This is a genomic window from Janthinobacterium sp. GW822-FHT07H11 (assembly GCF_058798615.1).
Genome location: NZ_CM179507.1, coordinates 269,187 through 291,749, shown reverse-complemented (window position 1 = coordinate 291,749; position 22,563 = coordinate 269,187). Strand labels below are relative to the sequence as shown.

Annotated in this window: 21 protein-coding genes and 1 tRNA gene; 4 read left to right on the top strand and 18 right to left on the bottom strand. The window is 63.8% G+C overall.

Annotation, left to right across the window (positions count from 1 at the left end):
• Positions 1-42 precede the first annotated feature (42 nt).
• The 4 genes from AC3RCJ_RS01230 to AC3RCJ_RS01215 are packed head-to-tail and all read right to left on the bottom strand — an operon-like array spanning position 43 to position 2,908.
• Positions 43-729, bottom strand: coding sequence for a BON domain-containing protein (locus AC3RCJ_RS01230; RefSeq protein WP_492964174.1), 687 nt, complete (start codon positions 727-729; stop codon positions 43-45).
• The gene (locus AC3RCJ_RS01225) at positions 722-1,318 is read right to left on the bottom strand and encodes a phosphoheptose isomerase (protein ID WP_034752465.1); all 597 of its coding nucleotides are present in this window, start codon (positions 1,316-1,318) and stop codon (positions 722-724) included. The genes AC3RCJ_RS01230 and AC3RCJ_RS01225 overlap by 8 nt, the downstream gene beginning before the upstream one ends.
• A gap of 57 nt (positions 1,319-1,375) precedes the next feature.
• Complete coding sequence (locus AC3RCJ_RS01220) at positions 1,376-1,735, bottom strand: YraN family protein (RefSeq protein ID WP_492964175.1); 360 nt, start codon at positions 1,733-1,735, stop codon at positions 1,376-1,378.
• 9 nt (positions 1,736-1,744) lie between these two features.
• Positions 1,745-2,908, bottom strand: coding sequence for a penicillin-binding protein activator (locus tag AC3RCJ_RS01215; RefSeq protein WP_492965266.1), 1,164 nt, complete (start codon positions 2,906-2,908; stop codon positions 1,745-1,747).
• A gap of 201 nt (positions 2,909-3,109) precedes the next feature.
• Between AC3RCJ_RS01215 and rsmI the strand changes: the two genes are divergently transcribed.
• Positions 3,110-4,018 carry a 16S rRNA (cytidine(1402)-2'-O)-methyltransferase gene (rsmI, locus tag AC3RCJ_RS01210; protein ID WP_492964177.1) on the top strand — a complete coding sequence of 303 codons (909 nt, stop codon included), beginning with the start codon at positions 3,110-3,112 and terminating at the stop codon, positions 4,016-4,018.
• A 59-nt stretch (positions 4,019-4,077) separates the two neighbouring features.
• Here the strand turns inward: rsmI and AC3RCJ_RS01205 are convergent, their stop codons facing one another.
• Positions 4,078-4,677 carry a hypothetical protein gene (locus tag AC3RCJ_RS01205; protein ID WP_492964178.1) on the bottom strand — a complete coding sequence of 200 codons (600 nt, stop codon included), beginning with the start codon at positions 4,675-4,677 and terminating at the stop codon, positions 4,078-4,080.
• A 204-nt stretch (positions 4,678-4,881) separates the two neighbouring features.
• On the opposite strand from AC3RCJ_RS01205, the gene AC3RCJ_RS01200 reads away from it, so the two are divergent.
• Positions 4,882-4,958 (top strand) — tRNA-Pro (locus AC3RCJ_RS01200).
• A 180-nt stretch (positions 4,959-5,138) separates the two neighbouring features.
• Here the strand turns inward: AC3RCJ_RS01200 and AC3RCJ_RS01195 are convergent.
• From AC3RCJ_RS01195 to AC3RCJ_RS01145, 11 genes are all read right to left on the bottom strand, one after another.
• A complete protein-coding gene (locus AC3RCJ_RS01195; RefSeq protein WP_492964179.1) occupies positions 5,139-6,062 on the bottom strand; it encodes a hydroxymethylglutaryl-CoA lyase in 924 nt (307 codons plus the stop codon).
• A gap of 1 nt (position 6,063) precedes the next feature.
• On the bottom strand, positions 6,064-6,996 hold the full coding sequence (locus AC3RCJ_RS01190; protein ID WP_492964180.1) for a 2-hydroxyacid dehydrogenase: 933 nt from the start codon (positions 6,994-6,996) through the stop codon (positions 6,064-6,066).
• Between the two features lie 21 nt (positions 6,997-7,017).
• The gene (locus tag AC3RCJ_RS01185; protein WP_492964181.1) at positions 7,018-9,045 is read right to left on the bottom strand and encodes an acetyl/propionyl/methylcrotonyl-CoA carboxylase subunit alpha; all 2,028 of its coding nucleotides are present in this window, start codon (positions 9,043-9,045) and stop codon (positions 7,018-7,020) included.
• A gap of 160 nt (positions 9,046-9,205) precedes the next feature.
• Positions 9,206-10,252: a biotin synthase BioB gene (bioB, locus tag AC3RCJ_RS01180; RefSeq protein WP_492964182.1), complete on the bottom strand. Its 1,047-nt coding sequence runs from the start codon at positions 10,250-10,252 to the stop codon at positions 9,206-9,208.
• Positions 10,253-10,283: 31 nt separating this feature from the next.
• Positions 10,284-11,075: a dethiobiotin synthase gene (bioD, locus tag AC3RCJ_RS01175; protein WP_492964183.1), complete on the bottom strand. Its 792-nt coding sequence runs from the start codon at positions 11,073-11,075 to the stop codon at positions 10,284-10,286.
• On the bottom strand, positions 11,065-12,261 hold the full coding sequence (gene bioF, locus AC3RCJ_RS01170; protein WP_492964184.1) for an 8-amino-7-oxononanoate synthase: 1,197 nt from the start codon (positions 12,259-12,261) through the stop codon (positions 11,065-11,067). Before bioF ends, bioD begins: the two co-directional genes overlap by 11 nt.
• Before the next feature lies 1 nt (position 12,262).
• The gene (gene bioA / locus AC3RCJ_RS01165; RefSeq protein ID WP_492964185.1) at positions 12,263-13,591 is read right to left on the bottom strand and encodes an adenosylmethionine--8-amino-7-oxononanoate transaminase; all 1,329 of its coding nucleotides are present in this window, start codon (positions 13,589-13,591) and stop codon (positions 12,263-12,265) included.
• A gap of 45 nt (positions 13,592-13,636) precedes the next feature.
• Positions 13,637-14,425 carry an enoyl-CoA hydratase/isomerase family protein gene (locus AC3RCJ_RS01160; RefSeq protein WP_492964186.1) on the bottom strand — a complete coding sequence of 263 codons (789 nt, stop codon included), beginning with the start codon at positions 14,423-14,425 and terminating at the stop codon, positions 13,637-13,639.
• Between the two features lie 21 nt (positions 14,426-14,446).
• The gene (locus AC3RCJ_RS01155; RefSeq protein ID WP_492964187.1) at positions 14,447-16,069 is read right to left on the bottom strand and encodes a carboxyl transferase domain-containing protein; all 1,623 of its coding nucleotides are present in this window, start codon (positions 16,067-16,069) and stop codon (positions 14,447-14,449) included.
• A 40-nt stretch (positions 16,070-16,109) separates the two neighbouring features.
• Positions 16,110-16,559 (bottom strand): YchJ family protein, encoded by a 450-nt coding sequence (locus tag AC3RCJ_RS01150; RefSeq protein WP_492964188.1) that lies wholly within the window; start codon positions 16,557-16,559, stop codon positions 16,110-16,112.
• 90 nt (positions 16,560-16,649) lie between these two features.
• Positions 16,650-17,897 (bottom strand): D-amino acid dehydrogenase, encoded by a 1,248-nt coding sequence (locus tag AC3RCJ_RS01145; protein ID WP_492964189.1) that lies wholly within the window; start codon positions 17,895-17,897, stop codon positions 16,650-16,652.
• 493 nt (positions 17,898-18,390) lie between these two features.
• Here AC3RCJ_RS01145 and AC3RCJ_RS01140 point away from each other — a divergent pair, with 493 nt between their 5' ends.
• Entirely contained in the window at positions 18,391-19,131 is a 741-nt protein-coding gene (locus AC3RCJ_RS01140) for a GntR family transcriptional regulator (protein WP_492964190.1), read from the top strand.
• 2 nt (positions 19,132-19,133) lie between these two features.
• Here the strand turns inward: AC3RCJ_RS01140 and AC3RCJ_RS01135 are convergent, their stop codons facing one another.
• A complete protein-coding gene (locus AC3RCJ_RS01135) occupies positions 19,134-20,282 on the bottom strand; it encodes a nuclear transport factor 2 family protein (RefSeq protein WP_492964191.1) in 1,149 nt (382 codons plus the stop codon).
• 127 nt (positions 20,283-20,409) lie between these two features.
• Entirely contained in the window at positions 20,410-21,468 is a 1,059-nt protein-coding gene (locus AC3RCJ_RS01130; RefSeq protein ID WP_492964192.1) for a helix-turn-helix transcriptional regulator, read from the bottom strand.
• Positions 21,469-21,654: 186 nt separating this feature from the next.
• On the opposite strand from AC3RCJ_RS01130, the gene AC3RCJ_RS01125 reads away from it, so the two are divergent.
• The gene (locus AC3RCJ_RS01125) at positions 21,655-22,536 is read left to right on the top strand and encodes an N-acetylmuramic acid 6-phosphate etherase (protein WP_492964193.1); all 882 of its coding nucleotides are present in this window, start codon (positions 21,655-21,657) and stop codon (positions 22,534-22,536) included.
• Positions 22,537-22,563 lie beyond the last annotated feature (27 nt).

Sequence of the window (22,563 nt, the reverse complement as noted above, 5' to 3'; positions counted from 1 at the left end):
GCATCGTCAGTCTGGCGCCGTAGGCCGGATGGGGGAGAACGCTTACTGCTGTACCGTATCGCTGACCGTGCTGGTGGTGCGTGCCGGTGCCGGATCGGGCTGCAATTGCTTCAGTTCCGCTTCCGAGATGTAGTCGAACAGCTTGACCACTTTCTGCACGCCGCCTACGCCGCGCGCCACGTCGGAGGCGACCGTGCCTTCCCGCTGGGTGACCCGGCCCATCAGGAAGACGGTGCCGTTTTCCGTGACGACCTTGAACGAGGCGGCCGAGATGGTTTTCATGTCGACCAGACTGGCCTTGACCTTGGTGGTGATCAAGGCATCGTTCGAGCGCGAGGTATAGCTGGCGGGGCCGGCGATGATCAGCTCATTGGCCACCGATTCCACGCCTTCGATATTGCGCACTTCGCGTTCGACGGCGTTTTTCATCGCCTCGTCGCGCACTTCGCCCGTCAGCAGGACGCGGCGGTTGAAGCTGGTGACATTCACATGGCCGGCGTCGCCGACGATGGAGGGGACGCGCGACTCGCCCTTCAGGGCGATCGACTTGTCTTCGGTCTGGGCACCCAGGGTGCGGCGGTCCGCCGCGGCAACGCCGCCCATCACGGCGCCACCGACCATCAGTTCGATGCAGCCGGTGAGCGAAGTGAGCATGGCGCCGCACAGCAGTGCGGTGGCCAGCGGGCGTTGTACGCGTTTCCAGCCTGGGCCAGTACCGAATTTAGTCATTCACGTCTCCTCCGAATAGCGCGACGTCGATGCCGTCGCAGATGCAGTGTATGGTGGTCAGGTGGACTTCCTGGATGCGCGCCGTGCGTTCGGCCGGCACGCAGATATGCACGTCGGCGTCCGTCAGCATCTTGCCGATGGCGCCGCCGTCCTTGCCCGTCAGCGCCACGACGCGCATTTCGCGCTCGAGCGCCGCTTCCACGGCCGCCATCACGTTGGCCGAATTGCCCGACGTGGAAATGGCCAGCAGGATGTCGCCGGCCTGGCCGAAGGCCTGCACCTGCTTCGAGAAAATCTCGCGGTAGCTGTAGTCGTTGGCCACGGCCGTCAGGATCGAGGTGTCCGTCGTCAGCGCCAGGGCCGGCAGCGGAAAGCGCTCGCGCTCGAAGCGGCCTACCAGCTCGGCTGCGAAATGCTGGCAGTCGGCGGCGGAACCGCCATTGCCGCAGGCGAGAATCTTGTTGCCGTTGGACAATGCATAAAACATCAGGTCGATCGCCTGCGCAATGGGTTGCGCCAGTACGGTGGCGGCCTGGATCTTGAGTTCGGCACTTTCGTGGAAGTGCGAGAGGATGCGTTGATTATTCATAGTCTGCCGATTATAGTGCAGGCGCGCGGCATGGCGGACAAGCACTGTTAAAAATGCTTACATATCGAGGATGTTCTTCAGCCAGCTGATGCGCCCGCCATCGATGGCCAGCGCATCGAAACGGCAAGGCGGCACGGTTTTTTGCCGTAGCAGCCAGGTTTGCGCCGCCACCACCATGCGCCGCTGCTTGGCCGGCGTGATGCTGGCCAGGGCGCCGCCGAAGGTGGCACGGCTGCGTAGCCGCACTTCGACGAAAACGATGGCGTCGCCATCGCGCATGACCAGATCCAGCTCGCCGCCCTTGCATAGATAATTACGTTCCAGCAGCACCAAGCCTTGCAGCAGCAGATACGCGAGCGCATCGTCTTCTCCCTGTCGTCCCCGTGCCTGCTTATTCTGGAACGGCAGGGGTGGCATGGCGTGTCCTTATTGGGCCGGTGGCAAGGCGACAGGCGCGGGCGCGGCCGGCGGCCAGGTGCCCAGCACGCCCTGCTGGTAGGTGGCGGCCTGTTCCGTGCGTTCGAACACGCTTTGATCGTTCTCAAAGCGCACGGCCAGGCGGCCCGTCACGCCATCGAGCGTGAACGGCGCATTCGGCCGCAGCGCCACTTCGCGCGCCACGCGGAAGGCATCGATGCCCAGCGCGTACAGGCGTTCCATGTCGGCCGTCAGACGGCGTTCGCCCGGCTGCGGCGGTTGCGGATACACCATCACCTGCGGATGGTCGCGCTGCACCTGCCATGGCAGGTCCAGCAGGCGCGCGCCATCGAGTTCGGGGCCGCTGGCGCCGCGCCCGGCGCCGGGGTTCAGTGACGAGGTGCCGTACAGGGGCAGCTCGCTGCCGATGGCCACGCGCAGCTGGCGCGCCTGGTCGGCGTCGAGCGCGGCAAACAGCAGGCCCGGCGGCGTGGCGGCCAGGCGCGCGCGCAGCTGCACCAGCTCGGCATCGCCGAGGTAGCCATTCGTGGCCGTCAAGTCCATCACCTCGACCTTGCCGCCCTGGCGCAGCCATTCCTGCTTGAAGGCGGCGCTGGTGCGGCGCTGCGACGGCGAACCGGCCGACAGGATCAGCGCGCTGGCGCCCGGCTGTTCGCTGGCGGCCCAGGCGGCCACCTGGCGCGCTTCCGCCTCGATCGACAGGCCCATCACCAGCAGCTTGGCCGGCAGGCGCGCCTCGCCTCGGTTGTCCGGGTGGTTCAGGGCGATCGTCGGCTTGCGTACCAGGTCGCTGTTCGCCACGGCCGTGACGGCCGAGCGCGACAACGGCCCCACGACGATGTCCTGTTCTTCTTGTGCTTGCGCAAACTTGTTCAGCACGTCGGTGCTGCCGTCGCCCGTGTCGATCACCGTCACTTCGAAGCCGCTGCGGTCGCGTTCATACGCGGCCATGAAGCCGGCGCGCAGCAATTCGGCGGCCGGGCCCAGGGTGTCCGAGCGCAGCGGCAGCAGCAGGCCGATGTGGTGGACCTTGCCGTCGGCCGGCGCCGGCGCCGTGGCGGCCGGCATGTCCTGCGGCGTGCCGGTGGCCGGCTTGGTGCTGATGGGCGCCAGCGGCGCGCCATTGCCGTCATACGCGGTAATATCGGGCACGGCCACGGCAAACGTCACCGGTTCGGGCGCTTGTGGCTTGGGCGGCAGCGGCTTCGGTGGCGGCAGCGCCCTTGTGTTAGATTCAATAGGCGCGCACAATTGCCCGGGCGCGTCGCAAGGCGTGCTGCAAGCGCTCAGCATGCCGGTCGCGGCACAAACAAGCAGTAACTTCACACTATTAGCAAGCATTCAACCTCCAAAATGACCGTACAAGAAATCAGTTCCATCGCCAGCCTGCCCATCATGACAGAGGCCGCGCACCAGGTCTATCCTATCGCAACATTGTATGTAGTGGCCACGCCGATCGGCAATGTGACCGATATCAGCCTGCGCGCGCTGCACTTGCTGAGCCTTGCCGATGCCGTCGCCTGTGAAGATACGCGCAATACGGCGCACCTGATGACACGCTTTGGCTTGAACAAGCCATTGATTGCGGCACATCAACATAACGAGCGCGAAGTGGCGCAGACTTTGATCGCGCGCCTGCACGCGGGCGAACGCATCGCCCTCGTCTCCGACGCGGGCACGCCGGCCGTCTCCGACCCCGGCGCGCGCATCGTCGACGCCGTGCGCGCGGCGGGCCTGCGCGTGCTGCCCCTGCCCGGCCCGTCGGCGGCCATCACCGCCATTTCCGCCAGCGGCCTGTTGAATGACCAGTTCTACTTTGTCGGCTTCCTGCCGGCCAAGTCCAAGCAGCGCGAAAACATCTTGCACAGCCTGCGCGGCGTGACGGCGACCATGGTGTTCTACGAGGCGCCGCACCGCATCCTCGATTGCGCCACGGCCCTGGCCGAAGCGTTCGAGCCGACACGCCAGGTGGTGTTCGCACGCGAGCTGACGAAACTGTTCGAGGAAATCCACCGCTGCCCCCTGTCGGAAGCGGAAAGCTGGATCCGTGCCGACGCGCACCGCGAAAAGGGAGAATTCGTCATCCTGCTCGAAGGCGCCACCGAAGCGCAGGACGCGGAAGACGTGGAAGCGGAACGCATCCTCAATATCCTGCTGGCCGAATGCAGCGTCAAGCAAGCGGCGAATCTGACGGCGCAAATCACGGGCCGCAAGAAAAACGCCCTGTATGAGCGGGCGTTGCAGTTGAAGGGGCAGGAATAATTTTTCCAACATACCCATTTTGGGTAGGATCATGCCCAAGTGGGTATGTTATTAAATTTTCACCACTTGCAACCGCTATCCTTCTTGTCCAGCAACATCAGCACGGGCGCCAGCAAGCCTGCCCCGGAATAGGCGGTGCGGCAATCGCCGCGTTTGCCTTGCGCAATGTCGCGCGCCAGCTGGGTTTCCGTTTGCAGCGGCTTGTCGGGGATTTGCCCCACGGCCGTGCCCACCTTGGACGGGTCGCGTTCGCCCGCCATCTTGCGTGCCGTGCGTCTGGCCGCATCCATGTCGAACTTCGGCGTTTCCGCAGTTTCTTGCCTGAAGGTGTCGGGACTGGCCGCCGGCATGGCCGGTGAGGCCGGGACAACCGTGATGGCTTGCGGGCTGGATGCTGGCGCGGTGGCTGGCGCCGGTGTTTCGCGGGCCGTGGCGTGTTTCGGCTTGCTGACGGGTTTGGCTTCGCGCTTCGGCTTGACCACCTCGACAGGCGGCGGGGGCTTGGCGGCCAGCGGACGTATCCACACGGCGATCGATTCCACGCGCGGCGCCGCATCCGGCGGCGCGGGCGGCGGCACATAACGCCACAGGTAGATCAAGGCGCCATGCAGCAGCAAGGACACGCCGACGCCCAGCGCGATGCCGCGGCGATTCGGCAAGGGCCTGCCATCGTCGCTTCTTTCTATCCTGAACTCCATTGCCGTCGTCGCCTTCATGTGTGTCGGGAAAACCTGCCAAGCCAGTGTCGCATACTTGCATCGTTTTGAAAAATACATGAGTTGCAGTGCCGCGCGTAAATAATTTACACAGAGTTTCACCTGACCCTTGACCGAAGTCGATACGGCCTGTATTATCTTGGTCTTCGGAGTGTGGCGCAGCCCGGTAGCGCACCTGGTTTGGGACCAGGGGGTCCAAGGTTCGAATCCTTGTACTCCGACCAAATTTGTAGAAAAAAACCCAAGAGTTTCGGCTCTTGGGTTTTTTTTCGTCTGTATGGGTCATGTTGCGGGTCACATTGGTCGGGTAGGTCGGGTTAGCGCAAAGCGCGTAACCCGACAACAGTGTTGGCCATGGCCCGGGTGGCGTCGGATTACGCGTGGCTCCGCCACGCTAATCCGACCTACGCCGCGAGGCGTTTCGCCGCAATCGCATTGCCGGCGCGGCTGGAGCCCTTGCGCCCCAGCTGCTGCGAGATGAACTGCCCCGCGTCCACCACCAGGTCCAGGTCGATGCCGGTGGCAATGCCCAGTCCCTGCATCATGTACAGCACGTCCTCGGTGGCCACGTTGCCGGTGGCGCCCTTGGCGTACGGACAGCCGCCCAGGCCTGACACCGACGAATGATAAATCGCAATGCCCACCTCCAGGCTGGCGTAGATATTCGCCAGCGCCTGGCCGTAGGTGTCGTGGAAGTGGCCGGACAGGCCGCCCACGTGGAAAGCCGCAATGGCGCGCTGCATTACCGCCTGCGTCTTTCTCGGCGTGGCCACGCCGATGGTGTCGGCGATGTCGATCTCGTCGCAACCGAGGTCGCGCATGCGGCCCACCACGTCGGCCACGGCATCGAGCGGCACGTCCCCCTGGTAGGGGCAGCCGAAGGCGCAGCTGATGCTGCCGCGCAGGCGCAGGCCGTGTTCCTTGGCCGCCTTGGCCACGCCTTCGAAGCGGGCGATCGATTCGGCGATCGAGCAATTGATGTTCTTTTGCGAGAACGCTTCCGATGCCGAGCCGAAGATCACCACTTCATCGGCCTTCGCCGCCAGCGCGGCCTCGAAACCCTGCATGTTCGGCGTCAGCGCCGAATAAATGGTGCCCGGGCGGCGCGCGATCTTGTCCATCACTTCCGCGCTGGTGGCCATCTGCGGCACCCATTTCGGTGAGACGAACGACGCCGCCTCGATATTGGCGAAGCCGGCCAGGGTCAATCGGTCGACCAGCTCGATCTTGACGGCGGCGCTGATGGTTTCCTTCTCGTTTTGCAGGCCGTCGCGCGGACCCACTTCGACGATCTTGACCTGCCTGGGCAAACTGGTAATAGGGTTCATCTCAATATCCTTGCAAACGGTTGACGGTGCCGGCGACAGAGTCTCCGGCGTGCAGGCGGCGCATCTTGGCGGCGATCTGCGCCACGCTTTCGCGGCGCAGGGTGGCGGCCGAAATATGCGGCGTGATGGTGATGCGCGGTTCTTGCCAGAACGGGTGCTGTTGCGGCAGCGGCTCGTTGCGGAACACGTCCAGGGTCGCCCCGGCGATATGCCCGGAGCGGATCAGGGTCAATAAGTCCGGCTCGGCCAGATGCGCGCCGCGCGCGACGTTGATGACGTAGGCGCCCGGCAGCAGCATGGACAGGCGGGCGCGGTCGAGCAGGTTGTGCGTGTCCGGCGTGAGCGGCAGCATGCACACCAGCACGCGCGTGCCGCGCAAGAAGGCATCGAGCCCCTCCTCGCCCGCGAAGCACGCCACGCCATCGATGTGCTTCTGGCTGCGGCTCCAGCCGCGCAGCGGGAATTCGAACTGCGCCAGCGCCTGCAGCACGCGCGTGCCCAGCACGCCCATCCCCAGCACGCCGACGGGGAAATCCATCTTGTCGAAGGCGGGCAGCGGCTGCCAGATGCCGGCGCGGCCCTGCGCCTCGTAGTCGTCGAAGCGGCGGAAGTGGCGCAGCACGGCGTGGCTCACATATTCGGCCATCTGCACGCCCATGCCCGCGTCATCGAGGCGCACCAGCGGCACGTGGGCGGGCAGCGCGTCGCCGAACTTCAACAGCGCGTCGACGCCGGCGCCCGTGTTGAAGATGGCCTTGACTTCGCTCAATGCGGGCAGCATGGCGGCGGGCGGCTGCCACACGACGGCGTAGTCGCACGGCGCGAAGGTCTCGCCTTCGCGCCAGAAGACAATCTCGGCTTCGGGCAGCAAGTCGCGGAAATCGCTGATCCACGCCGCTTCCTTGCCGTCCGACCGTTGTAAAAGAATGCGCATGGACGTTTCCAAGGGCGCCCCTTACGCGGCAGCCTTGAAGGCCAGCAGCGGCGCGCCGTCGGCCACCTGGTCGCCGACCGCATACAGCACGTCTTCCACCAGGCCGTCGTGCGGCGCGGCGATCGTGTGCTCCATCTTCATCGCTTCCATGATGACCAGCGGCTCGCCCTTCTTGACGTCTTGCCCCTTGTTCACCAGCACGGCGACGACCTTGCCCGGCATCGGCGCCGTCAGGCGGCCGCCTTCCGCTTCCGTTTCGCCCGCATGCGCCATCGGGTCGCTGTAATGCAGGGTGTAGTGCAAGCCGCCGGTGAATACGTGGAACTGCTCGCCGTCGCGCAGCACCGTGCCGTGCACGGCACGCTCACCGAGCTTGATGTGCAGCTCGTTGCCTTTGCGCGCCGTCAAGCTCAGGGGCTGGCCGTTGAACAGCCAGCCATCGGTCTTGTAGGCGATGCGCGCGGCATAGGCCTTGCTGTCGCCGGCCAGCGCGAATTCATCGGCGAACGCCAGGCTGCGGCCCAGGGTGCTGTTCAGGCGCCAGCCCAGGGCATTGCCCCACGGGTCGGCGGGGTTGCTCGACTGCGCTTCGGACGCCGCTTTTTCTTGCGTCAGCAGGCTGACTGCCGCCAGCGCCAGGGCCGTGTCGGGCGCCGCCTGCAGGGCGGGGAACAGCGACGCCTGATTGCGCTCGATCAAACCCGTATCGAGGTCGGCGCTGGCAAACGCCTGGCCTTCCACCAGGCGCTTCAAAAAGGCGATATTGCTGGCCAGGCCGACGATCTGGTAGTCGGCCAGCGCCTGCGCCATGCGCGCCAGCGCCTCGCGGCGGTCCGCGCCCCAGACGATCAGCTTGGCGATCATCGGGTCGTAGAATGGCGAGATGGCGTCGCCTTCGCGCACGCCCGAATCGATGCGCACGGCGGCCGGCACCACGGTGCCGCCCAGCTCGAACGTGACGGCTTGCGGCGACTGCATGTGGCGCAGGGTGCCGATCGACGGCAAAAAGCCCTTTTCAGGATTTTCCGCATAGATGCGCGCTTCGATGGCGTGGCCATGGATCGTCAATTCGCTTTGTTTTTTCGGCAGCGGCTCGCCAAAGGCGACGCGCAGCTGCCATTCCACCAGGTCGGTGCCGGTGATCATTTCCGTCACCGGGTGTTCCACCTGCAGGCGCGTGTTCATCTCCATGAAATAGAACGAACCGTCCTGGTTGGCGATGAATTCCACCGTGCCCGCGCCCACGTAGCCGACGGCCTTGGCGGCGGCGACGGCCGCCTCGCCCATGGCGGCGCGGCGCTCCGCCGGCATGCCCGGCGCCGGCGCCTCTTCCAGCACCTTTTGATGGCGGCGCTGCACCGAGCAATCGCGCTCGAACAGGTAGATGCAGTTGCCGAGCGTGTCGGCAAACACCTGGATTTCGATATGGCGCGGGCGTGACAGGTATTTTTCAGCCAGTACCTTGTCGTCGCCGAAAGAGCTGATCGCTTCGCGCTTGCACGAGGCCAGCGCCGCCTTGAAGTCGGCGCTGTTCTCGATGACGCGCATGCCCTTGCCGCCGCCGCCGGCGGACGCCTTCAGCAGCACGGGGTAGCCGATCTTGTCGGCTTGTCCGTGCAAGAAGTCCGCATCCTGATTCTCGCCGTGGTAGCCGGGCACCAGCGGCACGTTGGCTTTCTCCATCAGCGACTTGGCCGCCGATTTCGAGCCCATGGCGCGCATGGCGGAGGCCGGCGGGCCGATGAAGACCAGGCCCGCCGCCTGGCAGGCGTCGGCGAAGTCGGCGTTTTCGGACAAAAAGCCGTAGCCGGGGTGGATCGCCTGGGCGCCCGTGGCCAGCGCCACGGCGATGATCTTGTCGCCGCACAGATAGCTTTCCTTGGCCGGCGCAGGGCCGATCAGCACCGCTTCGTCGCACACGGCGACGTGCTTGGCGTTGGCATCCGCTTCCGAATACACGGCGACGGTCTGTATGCCCATGCGGCGGGCGGTAGCGGCGACACGGCAGGCGATTTCGCCGCGGTTGGCGATCAGGATTTTAGTGAACATGGTCTCTCTCTATTCTCTCAAAAAGGGGCAGCTGTCTCTTGGTGGACGTTGTCTGCTGGTTTGTCGGTTTACGCGCTTTGCGCTAAACCGACCTACGCATGGTGAGGCTCGATATCGTAGGTCGGGTTAGCCGGCACGGCGTAACCCGACAAGGCTGTCATCAGCAGCCGCACTTCTCTTTCTGTACCGAGTCCAGCATGGCGCCGCGCGTCTGCAGGCCCAGTTTGTTCAACAAGACGCGGTCGTCTTCCGCTTCCGGGTTGTCGGTGGTGAGCAGCTTGTCGCCGTAGAAGATGGAGTTGGCGCCGGCCAGGAAGCACATGGCTTGCACGGCTTCGCCCATCTGGCGCCGGCCGGCCGACAAACGCACGCGCGCTTTCGGCATGGTGATGCGGGCCACGGCGATCGTGCGCACGAATTCGAACGGGTCGAGCGCTTCCATGCCATACAAAGGCGTGCCTTCCACCTGCACCAGGTGGTTGACGGGCACCGATTCCGGATACGGATTCAGGTTCGCCAGTTGGGCGATCAGGCCCGCGCGCTGCAGACGCGTTTCGCCCATGCCGACGATGCCGCCGCAGCACACTTTCAAGCCCGCTTCGCGCACGCGGCCCAAGGTATCGAGGCGGTCCTGGTATTCGCGCGTGGAGATGACGTTGTCGTAGAACTCGGGCGCCGTGTCGAGGTTATGGTTGTAGAAGTCCAGGCCCGCGTTTTTCAGGCGGTCCGCTTGTCCCTCTTCCAGCATGCCCAAAGTAGCGCAGGTTTCCAGGCCCAGCGCCTTGACCTTGGTCACCATCTCTTCGACTTTTTCCATGTCGCGCTCTTTCGGGCTGCGCCAGGCGGCGCCCATGCAGAAGCGCGTGGCGCCGTTGGCTTTCGCCTGGCGGGCCGCGTCGAGCACCGTGTCGATGTCGAGGATTTTCTTCGCTTCCACGCCCGTGTCGTAGCGGGCCGCCTGCGGGCAGTAGCCGCAGTCTTCCTCGCAGCCGCCCGTCTTGATCGACAACAGGGTCGCCAGTTCCACGTCGCCGTCGGGGAAGTTGACGCGGTGGGTTTGCTGGGCCTTGAACATCAAGTCATTGAATGGCAGGTCGAACAGGGCCAGCACGTCGGCGACGGGCCAGGTAGCCGCTTCGGGCACGGTGATACGCGCTGCCGGGCGGTGCAGTTCGACGGTTTTTGCTGCTTCTTGGACGTGAGACATGTGATTCCTTCGTTTCTATTTTTTAGCTACATTAAGTGTTGGGATGCTGCGCCGGCCAGTTGGGCAAGCCGGTGAAATCGAGATACGCGGCCGCCGCTTCCGCGCTCGGTTGCGCCAGGCGCGGCACCCTGCCCAGCAGCGGCGCCGGGATGCGCTCGATCAGCGCATCGATATTTTCGTCGAGGAAGCGCATTTCCACTTCCAGGGTGTTGGCGACCCAGCCGATCACCGTCAGGCCGCGCGCTTCGATGGCTTCCACCGTCAGCAAGGCCTGGCTGATGCAGCCCAAACGCATGCCAACCACGAGGATCACGGGCAGATCGAGCTGCTGCGCCAGGTCGGCCGAATCGAAACCGGGCGACAGGGGCACGCGGAATCCGCCCACGCCTTCGACCACGACGGCGTCCGAGGCGGCGGCGATTTCCAGGTAGGCGGCCAGGATGGGCACCGATTCGATGCGCACGCCTTCGAGCGCGGCGGCGATGTGCGGCGCGGCCGGTTCCTTGAGCATGTAGGGCGTGGTGATATTGCGCAGCATGGTGACGTTGCCGGCGGCGATCAGGCTGTCGGCGTCTTCATTATGCAGTTCGCCGTCGCGCATCTCGGCGCCGGCGGCCACGGGCTTCATGCCGCAGGCGCGCACGCCGCGCGCCACCAGCGCATGCAGCAGGGCCGACGAGGTCAAGGTCTTGCCGATTTCCGTGTCGGTGCCGGTGACGAAACAGGCAAAGCGCGATGGCAGGCCGGTGGCTGCCGGCGCAGGCTGCACGGCCGGCGCCAGGTCCGCCAGCACTTCCGCCACGATGGGGTCATCAAGGCTCATGGCGAGTCCTTTCCAGGGTGTTGACTGCGTTGATCAATTGCGCCACTTCCTGCGCCGTGTGGCCGGCCGACAGGGTCACGCGCAGGCGCGCCGTGCCGGCAGGGACGGTAGGCGGGCGGATGGCGCCGACCCACAGGCCTTGCTGGTACAGGGTGGCGGCGATATCGAGCATGTCCGCATTCTCGCCGATGATGACGGGCTGGATGGCGGAGAGCGATGGCAAGGCTTGCCAGCGTTGCAGCTGCAAGCCCTCGTTCCATTGCGCCACCAGCGCCGCCAGGTGGGCGCGGCGCTGCCGGCCTTCCTCGCCGGCGATGATGTCCAGGCTGGCCAGCAGCGCGTGCGCCAGCGCGGGCGCGGCCGCCGTCGTGAAGATGTAGGGACGGGCCTTCTGGATCAGCGTGTCGATCACGGCTTCATGTGCGCAAACAAAGGCGCCGCCCACGCCGGCCGATTTGCCCAGCGTGCCCACGTAGACCAGGTAGGGCGAATGCAGGCCGAAGTGTTCGAGGGCGCCACGGCCATTGGTGCCCAGCGCGCCGAAGCCGTGCGCATCATCGACCACCAGCCAGGCGCCATAGCGCTCGCACAGGGCCAGCAGCGCGGGCAGCGGCGCCAGGTCGCCATCCATGCTGAAGACGCTGTCGGTGACGACGATTTTCGTTTGTGCCGTGCTGGCCGCCAGCAGCACCGCCAGGGCATCGAGGTCCGCGTGCGGATACACGCGCGTCTTGACGCGGGACAAACGCGTGCCGTCGATCAGCGAAGCGTGGTTCAGCGCTTCCGAGAAGATCTCGGCTTCCGCATCGCCCGCCGACAGGGCCGTCAGCACGGCCAGATTGGCCATGTAGCCGGTGCAGAAATACAGCGCGCGCGCGTTTTCCAGGTTGGCGCCGACAAACGTCGCCAGCCGTTCTTCCAGCTGTGCGTGGGCGCGGCTGTGGCCGCTGATCAGGTGCGACGCGCCGCTGCCGGCGCCATACAGGTCGGCGCCCTCTTTCAGCGCGGCGACGATGCGCGGATGCGACGCCAGGCCCAGGTAGTCATTGCTGCAGAAGGCCAGCATGTCGCGGCCATCGACCGTCAGGCGCGGCGCGCACGGCGTGTCGACGGTGCGGCGGCGGCGGATCAGGCTACGCTCTTCCAGCCCCTGCAATTGCTGTTTCAAGCGCGTGAGCAGTTCCATCTCAGGCTCCGATCACTTTGTTGAAGACGGCCAAGGTCTGCCGGCCCAGGCCCGCGATCTCTGCGTCGTCGAGGATGTAGGGCGGCATCAGGTACACGGTGGAGCCGATGGGGCGCATCAGCAGTTCGTGTTCCAGCGCCGTGCTGAAGAAGCGGCGCGAAAAATCGGGCGCCGCATCGACGGCGTCAAACGCCCAGATCATGCCCTGCTGGCGGAAATGCTTGACTTTTTCATGCTGCGCCAGCGGCGCCAGGGCTTGCGTGATCTTGTCGGCGCGCACGCGGTTGGTGGCCAGCACGTCGTCTTCCTCGAAGATGGAAAGCGTCGCCAGCGCCGCGCGGCAGGCCAGCGGATTGCCCGTGTACGAGTGCGAATGCAAAAAGCCGCGGCGCACGTCGGTGCTGTAGAACGCCTGATAAATATCTTCGCGCGTCATCACCAGGGACAGGGGCAAATAGCCGCCGCTGATGCCCTTGGACAGACAGACGAAGTCGGGCCAGATGCCGGCCTGCTCGCACGCAAAGAAGGTGCCCGTGCGGCCGCAGCCGACGGCGATTTCGTCGAGGATCAGATGGACTTGATAACGGTCGCACAGGTCGCGCACCAGCGACAGGTACAGCGGGTCGTGCATGGCCATGCCGGTGGCGCACTGCACCAGCGGCTCGATGATGATGGCGGCGATTTTGTCCGCTTTTTCCTGGAACAGCCGTTCCACGTCGGTGGCGGCGCGGCGGGCCACGTCCTGCGCCGATTCGGTGTCAGCCGCCTGGCGGAAGTCGGGCGACATCACCGTCTGCGTGGCGCGCAGCAGGGGACCGTAGGCATCCTTGAACAGGGCGACGTCGGTGACGGCCAGGGCGCCGATGGTTTCGCCGTGGTAGCTGCCTTTTAAACAGACGAATTCCTGTTTTTCACTCTTGCCGCTGTTGCGCCAGGCGTGAAAGCTCATTTTCAGGGCGATTTCCACGGCCGAGGCGCCGTCGGACGCATAAAAACTGTGACCGAGCACGCCATTGGTGAGCGCGGAGAGCTTTTCCGACAGCTCGATCACCGGTTCATGCGTGAAACCGGCCAGCATCGCGTGTTCCAGCCGGTCCAATTGGTCCTTGAGTTCCGCATTGATGCGCGGATTGGCGTGGCCGAACAGGTTCACCCACCAGGAGCTGATGGCGTCCAGGTAGCGTCGTCCTTCGTGGTCATACAGCCAGGCGCCGCGGCCATGGCTGACGGGGATGAGCGGTACAGTCTCGTGATGCTGCATTTGCGTGCACGGATGCCACACGCTGCGCAGACTGCGTTCGACCCAGCCCGATTGTTTTTCTGCTTTCAAAACTGCTCCAATGATTTTCTTAATCCATGAGCTTTGGACTATTAACTAGCCCATGAGCCAACCCGGCTTGCGCTTGTCGAGGAAGGATTGCACGCCTTCGCGTCCCTGCTCCGAGGCGCGGATCTGCGCGATGCGCTCGGCGGTGTCCGCCAGCAGCGCATCGTCGACGGGCTGGCCAACGATTTCGCGCACCAGCGTTTTCGCTTGCGCCACGGCGTGCGGGCTGTTGCCCGTCAGCGCCTTGAGCACCTCGGCCGTTTTCGCGTCCAGCGCGCTTGCCTCGACTACCTCGTGGGCAAAGCCGATGCGCAGCGCTTCCCGGGCGGAGAATCGCTCCGCCGTCAGGAAATAGCGGCGTGCCGCGTTTTCGCCCATGGCCTTGATGACATACGGTGAAATAGTGGCCGGGATCAGTCCCAGCCGCACTTCGCTCAGGCAGAAATGCACGTCTTCCGCAACCAGAATGATATCGCATGCGGCGACCAGGCCCATGCCGCCCGCATAACAGTCGCCCTGGATCTTCGCCACGACGGGTTTCGGACACAGGTAAATCGTGCGCAGCATCTGCGCCAGCTGCAGCGCGTCGGCCTGGTTTTCGGCATGCGTATAGCCGGCCATCTTCTTCATCCAGTTCAGGTCCGCGCCGGCGCAAAAAGCCGCGCCATTGGCCGCGAGCACGATGGCGCGCACCATCTCGCTGCGTCCCAGCCCCTCGAAGGCGCGCGCCAGTTCGGCGATCGTCGTCTCGTTGAAGGCATTGCGCACGTCGGGGCGGTTCAGGGTCACGGTGGCGACATTGCCCTCGATGACCAGCTTTAAGGTTTCAAATTCCATGATCTTCTCCCTGAATGCCGCTTACATGCGGAATACGCCGAACTTCGTGTCCGGAATTTCCGCGTTGAGCGCCGCCGACAGGCCCAGGCCCAGCACCATGCGGGTGTCGGCCGGGTCGATCACGCCATCGTCCCACAGGCGCGCGGTGGCGTAGTACGGGTGGCCCTGGTGTTCGTATTGCTCCTTGATCGGCTGCTTGAACGCCGCTTCCTCGTCCGCGCTCCATGCGCCGCCCTTGCCTTCGATGCCGTCGCGCTTGACGGTGGCCAGCACGGAGGCCGCCTGGTCGCCGCCCATGACGGAAATGCGCGCATTGGGCCACATCCACATGAAACGGGGGGAAAACGCGCGGCCGCACATGCCGTAGTTGCCGGCGCCGAAGCTGCCGCCGATGATCACCGTGAATTTCGGCACGGCCGCCGTGGCCACGGCGGTCACCATCTTGGCGCCATTGCGGGCGATGCCTTCGTTTTCGTATTTGCGGCCCACCATGAAGCCCGTGATATTTTGCAAAAACACCAGGGGGATCTTGCGCTGGCAGCACAATTCGATGAAATGCGTGCCTTTCAAGGCCGATTCGGAGAACAGGATGCCGTTATTGGCGATGATGCCGACCTTGACGCCATAGATGTGCGCGAAACCGCAGATCAGGGTGGTGCCGTAGCGGGCCTTGAATTCGTCGAAATCGCTGCCGTCGACGATGCGCGCGATCACCTCGCGCACGTCAAACGGCTTGCGCGTGTCGACGGGGATCACGCCATACAGTTCCTGCGTCGGATATTTCGGCTCGACGGACTCGCGCAACGCCATCTGCTGCGGTTTTTTGCGATTCAGGTTCGAGACGATGGTGCGCGCCAGCGACAGCGCGTGCAAATCGTTCTGCGCCAGGTGGTCGACCACGCCCGACAAGCGCGTGTGCACGTCGCCACCGCCCAGGTCTTCGGCCGTCACCACTTCGCCCGTGGCCGCTTTGACCAGCGGCGGGCCGCCGAGGAAGATCGTGCCCTGCTCCTTGACGATGATCGATTCGTCGCTCATGGCCGGCACGTAGGCGCCGCCCGCCGTGCAAGAGCCCATCACGACGGCGATCTGCGGGATGCCCTTGGCCGACAGATTCGCCTGGTTATAGAAGATGCGGCCGAAATGGTCGCGGTCGGGGAAGACGTCGTCCTGGTTCGGCAGGTTGGCGCCGCCCGAATCGACCAGGTAGATGCAGGGCAGGTTGTTCTGGTCGGCGATTTCCTGGGCGCGCAAATGCTTTTTGACCGTCATCGGGTAATAGGTGCCGCCCTTGACGGTAGCGTCGTTGCAGACGATGACGCATTCCTGGCCCGAGACCCTGCCGATGCCGGTGATGATGCCGGCGGCGGGCGCCGCGTCGACGCCCTTGGCGTCCTGGTACATGGCGTAGGCCGCCATCTGGGAAAACTCGAGGAAGGGCGTGCCGGGATCGAGCAGCATCTGGACTCTGTCGCGCGGCAGCAGTTTTCCCCGCGCCAGGTGCTTGGCCGCCGCCGCTTCGCCGCCGCCGGCCGCGATCTTTTCCACCTTGTCGCGCAAATCGTCGACGATGGCTTGCATGGCCGCGGCATTGGCCTTGAAATCTTCACTGCGCGGATTGAGTTTGCTTTCGATGTGCGGCATTGCGGTTCCTTTTTATGATCGCCCGGTCTCTCGGGTCGCGCTATTCGGGAAAACTGCCGTCGAGATAAAACCAGCGCAGGGTGCCACCGCCCTCGCCCGCCTCGCGCACGAAGCGGCTCACCTCATGCAGGCGGTGCGCGCGGCCGTTGACCTTGTAGCGGGCCACGAATTCCACGGTGTCGCGGTGTATCTCTTCGGCTTGATCTGCTGATTCTGCTTTACGTTGACGTAAACGTAAAGCAGATTTTACCTCAAGTCCCAGCCAGTGGACTTTTTCTTCTTCGGCAAACAAGGCGTCGGCGGGACGGGTGCTGGCATGCCAGGTGGCGCGCAGATAGGGCTCGTCGCGCAAGGTAAACGCCGTGTAGCGCGAGCGCATCAGGGCTTCGGCCGTGGGCGGCAAGGCGTCGCCCGCGATATACGGGCCGCAGCAGCTGGCGTAGGAGGCGCCGCCGCAGGGGCAGGCGGACAATTTCGAAGGTGTGGGCATGCGTGGCAATATGGAACAGAAAAGAGGGAACAGGAAAGTTCCGCAATTATCCGCCATATCGGCAGCAGCGCGTGCGCGCCGCCTTGGCGGCTATTTTTTCGGACTGAGGAAGTCCAGCGCGAACGGCGGCGCCTTGTTCTGCATCAAATCGGCCAGGATGCGCGCCGTGCCGGCGGCAAAGGTAAAGCCCAGCGGACCGTGGCCCACGTTGAGCCACAGGTTCGCCACTTTGCTGGCGCCCACCAGCGGCGCGCTGTTCGGCGTGGCGGGGCGCAGGCCGGCCCAGGCCGTGGCCTGGTCGTAATCGGCGCCGTGCGGCATGGCTTCGCGCGCCAGCCGCGTCAGGCCGGCGATGCGGTTCCAGGCTATGCGGTTGTCGGCGCCCACCATATCGACCATGGCGGCCACGCGCAAGTCGCCGCCTATGCGCGCATACAGCACCTTGCGCTCGAAATCCGTGATGCTGATCTCGGGCGCCCGGTCCTGTGCGCGGATGGGCGCCGTCAGGCTGTAGCCTTTCAGCGGGTACAAAGGCAGGTAGACGCCCGCCGTGGCGGCCAGGTCGCGGCTCTGGATGCCGGCTGCCAGCACATAATGGTCCGCTTGCAGCAGGCCCAGGCTGGTGTCGACGCCCGTGATCCTGCCCTTGTGCGTGAGGAGGCGGCGCGCCTCGCCTTTCAAGATGAGCGAACAATTCGGGTGCTGCAGCAAGCGCGCTTCCAGCGCCAGGCAAAAAGCGTGGCAATCGGCCACCGCCTCGCCTTGCGTAAAAATGCCGCCGGCCAGTGCGCCCTGCAAGGCGGCCAGCGCCGGTTCGCGCTGTACGGCTTCCTGCGGCGACAAGACGATGCGCGCCTCTTCCGATTCCGGCCGCGCCACGGCCCGCTGGAAGATGGCGGGCGAGCGGTAGACGATGAGTTTGCCCGCGTCGCGCCAGGCATACGCTTCGGGCGCCACCGTCAATTCCAGCTGCGCCATGCCGGCGCGGCTTAATTCGCCCAGTTGCAGCAGCTTGGCCGTCGTGCGGGCATTGCTGGCGCTGTTGCAATTGCGCAAGAAACTGGCCAGCCAACGCCATTGGCGCCAGTCCGCCTCGGGACGGAAGCGCAGCGGGCCATCTTTCTGCAGCAGCCATTGCAGGGCTTTCAAGGGCACGCCCGCGTCGGCCAGCGGTGCCACATAGCGATAGCTGAGCTGGCCGCCATTGCGGTAGCTGGCGGCGATCGCCACCTGTTCATTGCGTTCCAGTAGCGTGACCCTGTAGCCGGCCTCGGCCAGCCACCAGGCCGAAGTCAGACCGACGACGCCGCCGCCGATGATGATGACGTGTTGCTGCATGTTGCCTCACTGCGTTGCGCTCCCATGGTGCGGAAGCATTCGATGAGAGCTTAGAGGCTGCTCATCCCGGCAGCCAATGAAACATCATGGTGCGGCCATAACTTTCAGGAATGCACTATTTCAAGGCAGGGACTGAGTGTTGTCCATCGCACCACGGTAGAGCGCCGTGAGGTTCATTCCTCGCTGCGCCCTATGGCGGCCAGGGTGCTCGAGCTCGCGCCCAGCAGCAGCAAGCCCAGTAAGCCCAGTAAGCCCGTCATGTGCATGTTTCCCTGTTTCGCGGTGCGATGGAGGTGTCACCAGCATAGGGCGGGATGGTTGACTACGCCAATAAATATTGCTTATTTATCTATAATGCAACGCTATACGTACGGTAAAACATTGTTTTTTAAAGTGTATAACCGTTATTTATGCCCATTTTCCATTTATTCATGGGTGGACGGGATACGCGCAAGCGCCATCGCTATTACACTAGTCATACAAGGAGAACTGTATGAGCCAGACCAGCGTAGAACTCAAGGTCGATTTAAATGACAATTCGCCTTTATATATGCAGATCGCCCGCAAGCTGAGCGATGACGTACGCAACGGCCGCTACCAGGTAGACCAGGCCCTGCCATCCGAACGTACCCTGTCCGAACTGCTCGACGTATCGCGCGTGACTGCCCGCAAGGCCATCGATCAATTGGTCGAGCAAGGCCTCGTCGTGCGCCGCCGTGGTTCGGGCAACTATATTGCCCCGCGCATCGAGCAGCCGCTGTCGAACCTGTCGAGCTTTTCCGAGCAGCTGCAGCAACGCGGCTACCGTCCCGGCTCGCGCTGGCTCAAGCGCGATGTCGTCATCGCCAGCAGCGACGAGCAGCTGAGCCTGGGTCTGGCCCAGAATACCAAGGTGGCGCGCCTGGAGCGCTTGCGCCTGGCCGACGACGTGGTGATGGCGTATGAAGTGAGCGTGCTGCCCTTCAGCGTGGTGCCGGACCCGGCCGCCGTGGGCGACTCGCTGTATGAGTACCTGAACCGCATCAAGAAGGCGCCCGTGCGCGCCTTGCAGCACATCCGCGCCATGAATGCGACGGATGTGCTGGCCGAACAGCTGGGCATCCCCGATGGCCAGGCCGTGCTGTTCATCACGCGCATCGCCTACCTGGAGTCGGGCGAAGCGGTGGAACTCACGCATTCGTATTGCCGCAGCGATCATTACGATTTTGTGGCCGAAATGCGCCGCGCTCCCTGAATCTACTGCGCGAACAGGCGGATCATCGATTCGGCCACGCCCACGGACGACTCCCAGCTCATGCCGGTCACCAGCCGGCCATCGACTTCGACGTGACTCTCGCCGTTGGCGCCGTGCCGGAAGATGCCGCCATGGCGCTTGATGCTCGCTTCCGCCGAAAACGGATAGGCCTTGTATACCGGCGATTCCTTGTTGAGGTACGCATCGGGGAACGAGGTGAGCACCTTGCCCTGGATCAAGAAAGTGCCGTCACTGAGCTTCAGGTTCTTGATGCCCTCGGTGCCATGGCAGATGGCCGCGATCACCCCGCCTTGCTGTTCGTAGATGCGCATGGCGATGTCCTGCAGCGGCTTGTTCTCCGGGATGCCGACGATGGCCGCGCCGCCGCCGACGAAAGCCATGCCCGCATACTCGTCGGCCCTGACCTCGGAAACGGGCTTGGTATGGGCCAGTGCCCACATGAAATCACTGTCGTATAGATGCTTTTTAAGCAACTCGTCCGACGTGACGATCATTTCCAGGGGAATGGCGCCCCCCTCGGGACTGACGAAGTCGACCGCGTAGCCTGCTTTGCGAAAGGCATCATAGGTATAAGCCAGTTCGGGAAAATTATTGCCCGCGTTAATTTTTGTGCCCGGATATTGATGCACATTTGATACGACCAGCAGCACCTTGCGTGCCTGGCGCGGGGCTGCGGGCTCGCGATCGGCCGACTTGCTGACGATCTTCCAGTTGCCGGCGATCTTTTTCAGAAGAAAGACATCCACATAGCGCACCCCTTGCTGGGGAATGTGGATCTCGGCCTTGGCGGTGGCCACCTTGCCGCTCACCTCCACCTTGATCAGTCGCCCGTGGCGCCCATTGAATTGCCCTATTTTCTCTGGGGAAAAGAGTTTGGCGTATTCCGGACCGCTGAGTTCCCATTCCGTATCGTTTTTGCCGTCCAGGTAAAGACGGGCGGTGGTATGGAAGGCTTGCTTGATCTCGTCCTGGACGTTGAAGCTGGTGCCATGCAGATACAAGCGCACGGTTTCCCGGATGGCATTGTCGTCCTGGTCTGCGGTGGCGGCGGTGCCGGCGGCGGCGCTGCCGAGCAAGCAACAGGCGAGTATCGTTCGCAATAAAAACTGAATCATGGATTTACCCTGCATGTAGAACTGCGTTTATCGGAGCAACGACTATTTCAGGTCGCTGGTGCTCGATAAGTTATCGAAATGCAGGGGAATGGATGTCGCCAAACAGGATTTCAGACTCCGGAATGGCGATTCCGGAGCGGTTTTATGCGGAAATGGCCGTGGCCGCCTGGCTGGGCTGGGCGCGGAAGCTGGCGGGAGTCTGCCCAGCAACTTTCTTGAAGGCCGAGTAGAAGGTGGAACTGGAATTGAAGCCGCAGCGCTCGGCAACGATATCCATGTTCAGTTGCGGTTCGTCGGCCAAGACCTGTTTCGCTTCGGCGATACGGTATTCGTTGACGTAGGTAGTGAAGCTCTTGCTCAGCTTGTCATTCAATACCTGCGACACCTGCGCCTGCGTGCACCCCGCCCGTTTGGCCAGTTGGGCCAGGGTCAGGTTTGGATTCAGATAGGATTTCTGCCCGCTCATCTGTTGTTCCAGCGCAGCGAGTACGGCAAGCGCATCGTCGTGCGTCAGGCGGCTGTTCTGGTACTTTGGCTTCGACTCGGCAGGCGTCGAGATTTCCTTTCTTAGCAAAAAGACCATGACGGCGACATGCAGCGAGAAGGTGAACGACAGGGCGCCGACTATATACGACGTGAACGGCGTGCTTGCGTACGCCGCCAGCATGACGCAGCTGCCTGCAAAGACGCTCAGCATTAGCATGCTGCCGGTCGCCATCCGCTGTCCGTCGTTCAGCCATGCATGGCGGCTTTGCCAGAGCAACTTGGCAGTTGCCAGCAGGTAGCCTAGCCAGAACACATGAATGGCATGGCTGGAACGGTCCCACGCAGCAGGATACGCGGCATACGGAAAGGCAACGCCTATGCCTATCAGCAGGAAGGACAGGCCGAGATGCCAGCGCCATTGTTGCCCGGCAGGCTGTTGCGCGAGTCCGGTGATGAAAGCGCGCACATAGAGATAGGTCAAGGGACCGATCAGCAGGCAGGCCGACAGGCCCAGCTGGCGGAATTCGATGGCGATCGCCGGGTTGAAGTAAAGGAAGGCGGATTTGGCGGTGCGCACCCCCACGGCAAGCAGCAATGCACCGAGCATGCAATCGGCCAGGCAGCGAGGCCGGCGGCTGAAAAAATAGACGGCCAGGAACATGCCGTTGATGGCGCCCAGGGCGCTAAACAGGAACAGCAATTGGTGAGCGATCATGGGGCGTGTCGTGGATGTTGGCGTCGAAGCCAAGTATAGACACAAACGGGAGCGTATCGAAGTACAAGTAGTACACCACGTCCTGCATTAGCCATAAACTCCCGTTATGCCCGCCCGCCATCCTTTCATGGCTGATCTTGCACATCGGTATTAAACTGGTTTCACGTTCAACCATGTTCTGAAATCATGTTGAAAACTGAAACCCCGAGCCGGCGGCATCCGGATCTGGACCTGTATCCGGTGGAGCAACTGGTGGCGGCGCTGGTCGATGACCAGTTCTGGGCCGTCGAGGCCGTGCGGCTGGCCTCGCCGCAAATCGCCGCCGCCATCACGGCCGCCCTGCCCCGCATCGTCGCCGGCGGTCGCCTGCTGTACGTGGGCGCGGGCACGTCGGGACGCCTGGGCGTGCTCGACAGCGTTGAGCTGACTCCCACGTTTTCCTGGCCGCCCGAGCGGGCCGTCGCCATCCTGGCCGGCGGCGCCGGCGCCATGTTTACGGCCGTCGAAGGGGCGGAAGATGATGTACAGCAAGGCGAGCGCGATGTGCTGGCCCTGCAGCCGCAGGAAAATGATGTGGTGATCTTGCTGGCCGCCTCCGGTGCCACGCCTTACGTGCTGGGCGCCCTGCTGGCCGCGCGCCAGGCGGGCGCCTTGACGATCGGCATCGCCAACAATATGGATGCTCCCGTGGCGCACGAGGCGCAATGCGGCATCGTGCTCGACACAGGCACGGAAGTCATTTCCGGCAGCACGCGCCTGAAAGCGGGCACGGCGCAAAAAATCACCCTGAACACGATTTCCAGCGCCCTGATGGTGGGTTTGCACAAAACTTACGGAAACTTGATGGTAGACTTGAAGCCGACCAACGCCAAGCTGATGCGCCGGGCGCTGAGTCTGACCATGCATGCCACTGGCGCCGACGAGGCGCAGGCCAGGACCGTGCTGGAGCAATGCCACTATCACGTCAAGGTGGCGATTGTTGCCTTGATCAAAAAAATCAACACAAACCAGGCACAGGCATTGTTGGCCGGCGCGGACGGCAGTGTGCGGGCGGCACTGGCGGCGTGATCCGATGGCGCGGCATTCTTCTGTCTG